This is a genomic window from Streptomyces radiopugnans (genome assembly GCF_900110735.1).
Classification (GTDB): Bacteria; Actinomycetota; Actinomycetes; order Streptomycetales; family Streptomycetaceae; genus Streptomyces; species Streptomyces radiopugnans.
This window is the reverse complement of the sequence record NZ_FOET01000002.1, coordinates 81,540-90,938: the sequence shown is the minus strand read 5'-3', so window position 1 is coordinate 90,938 and position 9,399 is coordinate 81,540. Positions and strand designations below refer to the sequence as shown.

The window sequence follows — 9,399 nt, the reverse complement described above, 5'->3', positions numbered from 1 at the left end:
CGGGGCCGTCAGCGGGAGGGGCGCACCACCATCGCCGAGCCACCGCCGCGCCGCTCCGGCTCGGCGACGGCCCGCACCCGCCCGTCGGGCAGCACCTCCAGAGCGGCGACCGCGCCGATCTCCGGAGACGGGGTGAACGCCGACGGCGGAAGGGCGAACCGGTGGCCCAGCCGCTCCAGCGGCGCCCGCTCGGCGGCGGACTCCAGGAAGGCCGGCTCCGCCAGCGTGGCCGTGGTGTTGCGCTGCGACAGCCGCGGCGCGGCGACCGCCTCGGGCAGCGCCATGCCCAGATCGAGCCGGTTGACGAGGGTCTGCAGCACGGTGGTGATGATGGTGGAGCCGCCCGGCGAGCCCAGCGCCAGCAGCGGACGGCCGTCCTCCAGCACGATCGTGGGCGTCATGCTGCTGCGCGGCCGCTTGCCCGGGCCGGGCAGGTTCGGACCGGCCACCTCCTGCGACAGGGGGGTGAAGTCGAAGTCCGTCAGCTCGTTGTTGAGCAGAAAGCCCCGGCCCGGCACGGTGATGGCCGAGCCGCCGGTCTGCTCGATGGTGAGGGTGTACGACACCACGTTGCCCCAGCGGTCCGCGGTGACCAGGTGGGTGGTGGACGGGCCCTCGTGGTCCTCGCCGCCGCCCCTGCCCGCGGAGCACTCCCAGGAGTCCGGGTCGCGCGGGTCGGCGGGCGCCAGCGGGCTGGTCAGCGCCCGGTCCGGGTCGATCAGGCAGGCCCGCTCCTTGGCGAAGCGCTCCGACAGCAGCTCCTCGGTGGGCACGTCGGAGAACGCCGGGTCGCCCACCCAGCGGTTGCGGTCGGCGTACGCGATCCGGCTGGCCTCCAGGTAGTGGTGGAGCGCCCGGGCGCGGTCCGCCCCGGCCAGGTCGAAGCCCTCCAGGATGTTCAGCGCCTCGCCGGCGGTGGTGCCGCCGGAGGAGGAGGGGGCCATGGAGTACACCTCCACGCCCCGGTAGTCCACCTTCACCGGCCGCCGGTGCGGTACGCGGTACCGGCCGAGGTCGCCGGCGGTCATCAGGCCCGGCCGCACCCTGCGGTCGGCGTCCGGCGCCACGGGCGGCCTGCGGACGGTGCCGGCGATCTCGCGGGCGAGCCGCCCCCGGTAGAGCGCGTCCGCGCCCTCGCGGGCCAGCAGCCGGTAGGTGCCGGCCAGGCCGGGGTTGCGGAACCGCGAGCCGACCTCGGGCGGTTCGCCGCCGGGCAGGAACAGCTCGGCGGTGGAGGTGAAGTCGCGGAAGCGGTCCTCGTTCAGCTCCGTCTGGGCGCGGAACTCCTCGTCGACGGTGAAGCCGCGCTCGGCGAGGCGGACGGCGGGCCGCAGGGCCCTGGCCAGGGAGACGGTGCCCCATCTGCCCAGGGCCGCCTCCCAGGTCGCGGGAGTGCCGGGAACGCCCACCGACAGGCCGGAGTTGACCGCTTCGTCGAAGGGGATCGGCCTGCCGGTGGCCGGGTCGAGGAAGGAGTCCGGCCGCATGGCGGCCGGGGCGGTCTCCCGGCCGTCGAGGGTGTGGACGCGGCCGGTGCGCGCCTCGTAGTGGACGAGGTAGCCGCCGCCCCCGACACCCGCCGAGTAGGGCTCGACGACACCGAGCGCCGCCGCGGTGGCCACGGCGGCGTCCACCGCGTTGCCGCCCGCGCGCAGCACCTCCAGGCCGGCGCGGGAGGCGTACGGGTCGACGCTGGAGACCGCACCGCCGTACCCGGTGGCGACGGGCCGCTTCGCCGGCGGCTCACGGCCGGTGTCGGCGGCCCGCGCCTCGGCGCCCGGCGCGAGCAGGGGGGCCGGCAGCGTCAGAACCAGAGCCAGGGCCAGAACCGGCGCCAGGGCGGGGGAGGTGGCCGGCGACGGAACCGAAGCCGCCGCGGCACCGGCGCGGCGGCGGAACGGGGAGCGCGGGAGGCGGGGACGACGGGCGCTGCGGAAATGCCGGACGGGCATGGAGCCTCCGTGGTATCCGGGGACGCTCGGACCCCGGAAACCCTGTCAGCAGGCGCGAGCCCGGGGCAACAGCGCCGCGCCGCCCGCCGCGTCCGGCGCGGCTGCATGGCCGGGAGGGGTGACGGGTACCCGGCGCGGCCGAGGCCCCCGAAGGGCCCGGAAGGACCCCGAGCCGAGGAGGTGCACCCGTATGCGGATCCCCGGCCGGTCGCGCACCGGCACCGAGCCCGTGACGGCCCGCAGCCCACTGGGCCTGCGGCTGCTGCTGTCCGTCCTGTACACCCCGGTCTTCCTGGCCGGGACGGTGTTCTTCGCCCTCTGGGCGGCGGACTCGGGGCCGGGCGACAGCCCCAGCGCGGGCTCGCTGCGCACCATCGCCTGGATCTGCGCCGTGCTGACCGTGGTGGGGCTGATCGACCTGGTCGTGGTCCTGGTGCGCCGCAGGCGCGAACGCCGGGGGAGCGTGGGAGGGGGAGGACGGCGCGGGCCGTGAGGGTCCGGTCTTCCGGCCCGCGCCGCCCCGTCGAAGGCCCCGCCGAAGACCTCGCCGAACGAGGCCGGGCAGGCCCGGGGAGAGGGGGCGGGAGGAGGGCGGCCGGGCCTACGGCCGCAGGATGATCTTCACCGCCCCGTCGGCCTTCTTCTGGAACATCTCGTACGCCTCGGGGGCCTTCTCCAGCGGCACGTGGTGGGTGGCGAAGTCGTCCACGCCCAGCACGTCCTCGTCCGTCAGCAGCGGCAGGATCTCCGGGACCCAGCGCCGGACGTTGGCCTGGCCCATCCGCAGCTGGATCTGCTTGTCGAACAGGGTGAGCATCGGCAGCGGGTCGGTCATCCCGCCGTAGACGCCGATGATCGAGATGGTGCCGCCGCGCCGCACCGCGTCGATGGCGAGCTGGAGGGCGGCCAGCCGGTCCACGCCCGCCGTGGTCATCAGCTTCTCGGCGATCTTCTTCGGCAGCAGCCCGGCCGACTTCTGCGCCACCTCGGCGACCGCGCTGCCGTGGGCCTCCATGCCCACCGCGTCGATGACCGCGTCCGCGCCGCGCCCGCCGGTCTTCTCCCGGATGACGCCGGCGACGTCGTCGTGCTCGGTGAGGTCCAGCACGTCCACGCCGCGCGCCCGGGCCCGCTCCAGCCGCTCGGGCACCAGATCGACGCCGATCACCTTCTCCACCCCCAGGTGCAGCGCGATCCGGCAGCACATGTCCCCGATGGGGCCCAGGCCCAGCACCGCCAGCGAGCCGCCCTTGGGCGCGTCCGCGTACGCCACCGCCTGCCAGGCCGTCGGCAGCACGTCCGACAGGTACAGGAAGCGGTCGTCCGCGGGGCCCTCGGGCACCTTGATCGGCCCGTAGTGAGCCTGCGGCACCCGCAGGTACTGGGCCTGGCCGCCGGGTACCTGACCGTAGAGCTTGGTGTAGCCGAAGAGCGACCCGCCGGTGCCGAACCTGCGGTTCTGGGTGGTCTCGCACTGGGTCTGGAGGTCCTGCGAGCACATGAAGCAGGTGCCGCAGGCGATCTGGAACGGCATCACCACGCGGTCGCCGGGGGAGAGGTTCGGCACCTCGGGGCCGACCTCCTCCACGATGCCCATCGGCTCGTGCCCGAGGATGTCACCCTCCGTCATGAACGGGGTCAGCACGTCGTACAGGTGCAGGTCCGAGCCGCACAGCCCGCTCGAGGTGATCCGCACCACCGCGTCCGTCGGCTCGCGAACCGCCGGGTCGGGGACCTCGTCCACCCGTACGTCGCGCCGACCGTGCCAGACCACTGCCTTCATCGCTCTCCACCTCTTTCCACAGGGGACCGGCCGGGTACCCCGGTGCGCGCGGGCCAGTCACCGGCCCACGGGCCCGGGACGGGCACGTTAGGGGAGCGGCAAACGAGGTATCCGGTGTTCATGCTGCTGCTCAGGCCCCCCGGGGTGTACGCGCCGCAGGACGACACCTGGCTGCTGAGGCAGGCGCTGCACGACGCCGCGCTCGCCCCCGGCGCCCGCGTCCTGGACCTCTGCACGGGCACCGGAGTGCTCGCCATGACCGCCCTGCGCATGGGCGCGGCCGAGGCTGTGGCGCTGGACGCCTCGCCCCGGGCCGTGCTCGCCGCCCGCTGCAACGCCTGGCTGCACCGGCTGCCGCTGACGGTGCGGCGCGGTGATCTCACCGACGCCCTGGCCGAGGCGGAGCACGGGCGCCCCTTCGACGTGGTCCTCACCAACCCGCCGTACGTGCCCTCCCCGCGGCGTGAACTGCCCCGCAGGGGCGCGGCGATGTGCTGGGACGGCGGGCCGGACGGCCGCGCGGTGCTGGACCGGCTGTGCGCGTACGCGCCCTCGCTGCTGGCGCGGGGCGCCACGATGCTGATGGTCCACTCCGCGCTGTGCGGCACCCAGGTGACGCTGGGCCTGCTGCGCGAGCGGGGACTGAAGTCCTCGGTGGTGGCCCGCACCACCATTCCGTTCGGCCCGGTGCTGCGCGAACGCGCCGCCTGGCTGGAGGAGCGGGGCCTGATCGCGCCGGGGCAGCGGACCGAGGAACTGGTGGTGGTCCGTGCCGACCGTCCCTGAACCCGCGGGGGAGGGCCGTGCCCGGCGCGTGGTGATCGACCCCGAGGGCCCGGTGCTGGTGGAGGGACCGGTGGAGGTCGTCCTCCCCGACGGCCGCGTCGCCCGGTCGGACCGCTTCACGGTCGCCCTGTGCGCCTGCCGCCGCAGCCACCGCTACCCGTGGTGCGACACCAGCCACCGCCGCAAGGAGCGCCGCCCGAGGCCCACGGCGGCGGACACGGGCTCGGACACGGAGCCGGATACGGACTCGGATACGGACTCGGAGCCGGATACGGACATGGAAAAGGGCCGGGGCGCGGACCGGGGCTGACCGCCGGCCGCCACCGCCCCGGTCCGTCCCGGCCCCGGTATGGAGCCGGCTCAGGCGTCCAGCGGACGCCGCAGCGAGGTGGCGCCGCGGTGCCAGGCGTCCAGCAGATGGTCCGCCAGACGCTCCTCCAGCAGTTCGGTGGCGCGGATGCCGAACACGACGTCGGCGGCCAACTCCGGCTCGCGCGCCAGCAGATCGCCGATGACGTCCCGGCGCATCACCTGCTCGTGCACGGCGTCCGCCTCGATGTGCTCGGTGAAGAACAGCACGCACTCGGGAGCGGCGCCCATCCGCTCCAGCGCCCTGGCCATCTTCCGGGCGCTGGGCGCGGTGCTGATCTCGGCCGCCGCGAAGTGGCCCACCAGCGCACCGCGCAGGGCCCGGTGCAGCCCGCACAGCGACATCAGGTTCACCCCGGCGACGATCGGGGCGGGCACGTCGTCGAGGTAGCGCAGATAGGACGGGTCCAGGCCCGCGCCCGCCATCAGGTCCGCGAACAGCCGCGCGTGCACCCGCTCTCCGCGGCCCCCGCCGAACTCGTCGTACTCCACCGCCACCAGCGACGCCTTGGCCTGGCCGTCGAGGCGGGGGATGACCCAGGCGTGCGGGTCGGCCTCCTTGAGGTGGTAGACCGAGCGGTGGGCGATGTACTCGCGCATCTGCCACCACTCGCCCTCGCGCAGCAGGAAGTCCGACACCCCGCCGCCCTCGGCCGGCTCCACCAGCAGCGGCTCCAGCGCGGCGGACACGTCCGAGTCCGAGGCCGTGCCGGTGAGGGTGTCGCGGCGCAGGGCGGCCAGGAAGACCCGCTCCAGACCGGCGCGCAGCCGCAGCAGGTCCGGGTCCCACTCCCACTCGGCCGACACGCCCGCGAAGCCCCGGTAGTGCAGCTCGTAGCAGACGTACAGGGCCAGTTGCAGGTCCTCGCCGTACGGATCGGCCTCCTCCACCGCCGCCCCGAGGGACGACGGCAGCCGTGCGGGCGGCGGGGCGGCCAGGGCTTCCAGCACCGCGGCGCTCAACTCGCCCCGCGGCGAGGGGAGCCGGGCTGTCACGGCGCCCGGGGGGATGCCGGCCGCGGTGCCGGAAGCGCTGACGGCCTGCTCCGCGGCCGTACCGGTGGTGGTCGTCATGCTCGCTTGTGCTCCCTCGCGTCGGTCTGGGCGGCCAGCAGTTCCACCACCGCCCGGGGGCCGCCCCGCGCCCAGGCGCGCCGCTGCCGGTCGGCCCCGGTGCCGTTCTCGCGCACCGCGTCCAGCAGCCGCCGCACGGCCTCGGTGTCGCCGGTCTCCTCCAGGGCGGGCGCGACGTGCCGCAGCAGCGCCTCCAGCAGTTCGCCGGCCGGCACGCGGGCGCGGGTGACCGGGTCGATGCCCTCACCCCGCAGCCCGTACCGCGCCGCGGCCCACACTGCGGCCCTGGCCGCCCGCTCGTCCAGTTCCGGTTCCGGCGCCCCGGCCTCCAGCTCCGCCAGGGCCCGGCGCACCAGGGCACGGCCCAGCGCGGCCTGGAGCACCGCGTCGTCGACGGTGGCCGCCGCGTCCGCGACCCGGAACTCCACCGTGGGCAGCCACGGCGAGGGGCGCATCAGCCAGAAGCTCATCCGGTCGTCGATCAGCGCGCCGTAGGAAACCAGCCGCTCCACCTCCGCGTCGTGGGAGGCGGCGTCGGGGAAGCGGGGAGGCATTCCGGCGGCGGGGAAGCGCAGCTGCTCCATCATGCGCCAGCTGGCGTAGCCGCGGTCGCGTCCCTCGCAGAAGGGGGAGTTCACCGACAGCGCCAGCAGCGTCGGCAGCCAGCGGCGTACCCGGTTGACCACGGCCACCGCGGTCTCCCGGTCCGGCACGCCCACATGGACGTGGCAGCCGCACACCTGGTAGTCGTCCACGATGTCGGCGAAGAGTTCCGAGATGCGGCGGAAGCGCTCGCCCTCGGCCACCGGGGGCCGCCCGTCGCTCAGCACGGCCGCCCCGGAGGACAGCAGCAGCAGACCCTCCTCCCGAGCGGCGTCCACCAGCCGGGCGCGGTCCTCCGCGAGCTCCCTGCGGACCTCCTCCAGGGAGGTGCACACCCCGGTGGCGGACTCCACCTGGCTGGAGAGGAACTCCGCCTTGTAGCCGGAGCCGTCGGCGGCGGACGCCTCGTGATGGGCGCGGCGCAGCACCGCCTGGGCACCGGGCACGGTGCGGGCGGTGGTCGGGTCGGCCAGGAGGAACTCCTCCTCGACCCCCATGGTCAGTCCCCCGGCGGTTCCATCCCTGGTCACGGCAGTGTGGGTACCCCCGGCAGGCCCGGCGAAACGAGCAGGGGTTTTCCGGAGGGGGGCACGGGTACCGCGACCGTTCGCACCGAGCGCCACCGGGCCGACGACAGGGCCCGGTGGCGCGACGGGATCCGGCACGGACCCCGGGGCGATCGGCCGACGACAGCTCACGGAAGGAAACCCCCCACATGGCGGGACGGCAGGAGACGACGGACATCAGCGGACACGGCGGGAACGGCGAGAGTGCGGTGGCGCTGCTCATGCGGCAGCACGGCGAGATCCGCAACCTCTTCGACGAGGTGGAGGCGACCGAGGGCGACGCCCGGCGGGACGCCTTCCACCGCCTGGTGAGGCTTCTCGCGGTGCACGAGACTGCCGAGGAGGAGGTGGTCCACCCCTACGCCCGGCGCAACATCGACGGCGGCGAGAGCGTGGTGGAGGAGCGCCTGGAGGAGGAGAAGAAGGCCAAGGAGGTCCTGAAGGACCTGGAGGACATGGACCCGGACAGCCCCGAGTTCATGCCCCGCCTGGAGGCGCTGCGGCACGACGTGGAGGCGCACGCCCGCGCCGAGGAGCGCTACGAGTTCATCCACATCGCGCGCGAGACCGAACCCGAGCGGCTGCGCACCATGGCCAAGGCACTGAAGGCGGCGGAGGCGACCGCGCCCACCCGCCCGCACCCCGGCGCGGAGACCGCCGCCGAGAACCTGGCCGTCGGCCCGCTGGCCGCCGTGGCCGACCGGGCCCGCGACGCCGTGCGCAAGGCCATGGGCCGGCACTGAGGCCGGCACCGAGGCCACGGGCGGCCGCCGAACGGGCCGCCGGGGCCTCCCGCACATGCGGCCGGGCCGTCCCCTCCCCGCGCGGGGAGGGGACGGCCCGGCCGCATCGCGCGGAAGGGGGGGATCAGGCCCGCTGGCGCTCGCGCAGCGAGGCGTCCGGGTGCTCACCCTCGGTGCTCAGCCGGTACTCGCCCCCGAACATCTCCCGGTGCCGGTCGATCACCCGCTCGCTCGGCGGCTCCTCGCCGCCGTGGATCTGCTCCTGCATCCGCTCGAAGCGCTCGTGCGCCTCGCGCACGTACCCCGCGCCCAGCGTCGTCAGGTCCAGCTGGGTGGCCAGCAGCTCGCGGATGTAGCCCTTGTTGGGCTCGAAGGTCAGGACGTTCGGCAGCTCCGGCGCCAGGACCTCCTCCGGCTCGCGGCCGTCGTGCCGCCGCATCAGGTCGCAGGCGATGTGCAGGTGCTCCAGCTCCATGTTCAGGTGCAGCTCCCAGATCGCCTTGACCTTCGGGTCGCTCTCCTGCTGCATGAACGAGTGGTACAGGTAGCACTCGTTGTACTCGTGGTTGACCAGCCGCTCCCACCACGTCTCGCCGGGGTCCACCAGCGACTCGTAGTGCGTGACGTGCTCCTCCTCGATGAGCCCGATCTCCTGGTAGAGCTGGCGGGCGATGGGCTCCATGTACTGGGGGCCCACGTTCATGTAGAAGTTCATGGTCTGCTGCTCGGCCGACATGATCGTCAGCGCGTGCAGCTTGGAGAGCGGGTTCGCGCGGTCCTTGTCGTACGGGTCGCGCACGTTGTCCGCCGGGTGCCGGTGGTGGTACTTGGTCGGCCGGCCCGGGATGACCTCGGTGACCTGGTCGACGATCTTCTCGGCCTTGCGGTGCTCGATCATCTCGTAGAGGTTCGAGTACCGGTAAAGGTGGTCGAAGTCCTCCAGGACGCCGAACTGGTACGCCTGCTTGAGGTACGGGTCCGGCTCCATCCGGGCGACCCAGGCGGTGAGGTCGACGGCCACCTGCTCGTAGGCGATCGTCGTCTCCAGCACCGAGGACAGGCCCGGCAGCAGCCAGTTGACCGTCTTCTGCTGCTGCTGCTCGATGTACCGCACCTCGGCGAGCTGCCGCTTGACGTCCATGTCCGGGCACACCCGGGCGAAGTGGTGGCTGAACATGATCGCCTCCACCTCGATGCCGTTCATCGTGATGATGCGGCAGCGGGTGTAGGGGTCGGCGTGGTTCGGGTCGATCGGCTCGACGTCGAGTTCACGCCAGTTGCGGAGCTGCCGGTCCAGCGGGATGCCGCGCTGCTCCAAGGGGTTGAAGGTCACCTGGTTCCTCCTGCTCGTCCACTGCGCTGACGCGTCCGGGGCGCGACCGCACCACGGCTGCCGCGCGGCCTGTTTCCCCCGGCACCGGACGCGATGCGCCGGGGTACCCCTGCGTCCACCCCCGAAACCGCGTGATCGGGCTCGGACGGGGCACACCGCGCGTTTCCGCCCGGTACCGGCGGGTACCGGG

At 74.1% G+C, this 9,399-nt stretch carries 9 protein-coding genes; 4 read left to right on the top strand and 5 right to left on the bottom strand.

Annotation, left to right across the window (positions count from 1 at the left end):
- Nucleotides 1–8 precede the first annotated feature (8 nt).
- The gene (ggt, locus tag BMY40_RS05255; RefSeq protein WP_093655984.1) at nt 9–1,952 is read right to left on the bottom strand and encodes a gamma-glutamyltransferase; all 1,944 of its coding nucleotides are present in this window, start codon (nt 1,950–1,952) and stop codon (nt 9–11) included.
- 190 nt (nt 1,953–2,142) lie between these two features.
- On the opposite strand from ggt, the gene BMY40_RS05250 reads away from it, so the two are divergent.
- Nucleotides 2,143–2,445: a DUF6343 family protein gene (locus BMY40_RS05250; protein ID WP_093655982.1), complete on the top strand. Its 303-nt coding sequence runs from the start codon at nt 2,143–2,145 to the stop codon at nt 2,443–2,445.
- A 108-nt stretch (nt 2,446–2,553) separates the two neighbouring features.
- Here the strand turns inward: BMY40_RS05250 and BMY40_RS05245 are convergent, their stop codons facing one another.
- Nucleotides 2,554–3,735, bottom strand: coding sequence for a zinc-dependent alcohol dehydrogenase (locus BMY40_RS05245; protein ID WP_093655980.1), 1,182 nt, complete (start codon nt 3,733–3,735; stop codon nt 2,554–2,556).
- Nucleotides 3,736–3,855: 120 nt separating this feature from the next.
- Here BMY40_RS05245 and BMY40_RS05240 point away from each other — a divergent pair, with 120 nt between their 5' ends.
- A complete protein-coding gene (locus BMY40_RS05240; RefSeq protein ID WP_177213888.1) occupies nt 3,856–4,521 on the top strand; it encodes a HemK2/MTQ2 family protein methyltransferase in 666 nt (221 codons plus the stop codon).
- Entirely contained in the window at nt 4,505–4,831 is a 327-nt protein-coding gene (locus BMY40_RS05235) for a CDGSH iron-sulfur domain-containing protein (protein WP_245769874.1), read from the top strand. Before BMY40_RS05240 ends, BMY40_RS05235 begins: the two co-directional genes overlap by 17 nt.
- A gap of 50 nt (nt 4,832–4,881) precedes the next feature.
- On the opposite strand, the gene BMY40_RS05230 is transcribed toward BMY40_RS05235, so the two are convergent.
- Complete coding sequence (locus tag BMY40_RS05230; RefSeq protein ID WP_093655978.1) at nt 4,882–5,964, bottom strand: iron-containing redox enzyme family protein; 1,083 nt, start codon at nt 5,962–5,964, stop codon at nt 4,882–4,884.
- Nucleotides 5,961–7,097, bottom strand: a complete 1,137-nt coding sequence (locus BMY40_RS05225) for a carboxylate-amine ligase (RefSeq protein ID WP_218158231.1) — start codon at nt 7,095–7,097, stop codon at nt 5,961–5,963. The genes BMY40_RS05230 and BMY40_RS05225 overlap by 4 nt, the downstream gene beginning before the upstream one ends.
- 185 nt (nt 7,098–7,282) lie before the next feature.
- Here BMY40_RS05225 and BMY40_RS05220 point away from each other — a divergent pair, with 185 nt between their 5' ends.
- On the top strand, nt 7,283–7,876 hold the full coding sequence (locus BMY40_RS05220) for a hemerythrin domain-containing protein (RefSeq protein ID WP_093655974.1): 594 nt from the start codon (nt 7,283–7,285) through the stop codon (nt 7,874–7,876).
- A 124-nt stretch (nt 7,877–8,000) separates the two neighbouring features.
- On the opposite strand, the gene BMY40_RS05215 is transcribed toward BMY40_RS05220, so the two are convergent.
- On the bottom strand, nt 8,001–9,209 hold the full coding sequence (locus tag BMY40_RS05215) for a hypothetical protein (RefSeq protein WP_093655972.1): 1,209 nt from the start codon (nt 9,207–9,209) through the stop codon (nt 8,001–8,003).
- Nucleotides 9,210–9,399: the final 190 nt, after the last annotated feature.

Excerpts from the sequence above, each read along its gene's own strand:
- BMY40_RS05245 (WP_093655980.1), bottom strand. The coding sequence starts at position 3,735 with ATGAAGGCAGTGGTCTGGCACGGTCGGCGCGACGTACGGGTGGACGAG.
- BMY40_RS05220 (WP_093655974.1), top strand. The coding sequence starts at position 7,283 with ATGGCGGGACGGCAGGAGACGACGGACATCAGCGGACACGGCGGGAAC.
- BMY40_RS05250 (WP_093655982.1), top strand. The coding sequence starts at position 2,143 with ATGCGGATCCCCGGCCGGTCGCGCACCGGCACCGAGCCCGTGACGGCC.
- BMY40_RS05230 (WP_093655978.1), bottom strand. The coding sequence starts at position 5,964 with ATGACGACCACCACCGGTACGGCCGCGGAGCAGGCCGTCAGCGCTTCC.
- BMY40_RS05240 (WP_177213888.1), top strand. The coding sequence starts at position 3,856 with ATGCTGCTGCTCAGGCCCCCCGGGGTGTACGCGCCGCAGGACGACACC.
- ggt (WP_093655984.1), bottom strand. The coding sequence starts at position 1,952 with ATGCCCGTCCGGCATTTCCGCAGCGCCCGTCGTCCCCGCCTCCCGCGC.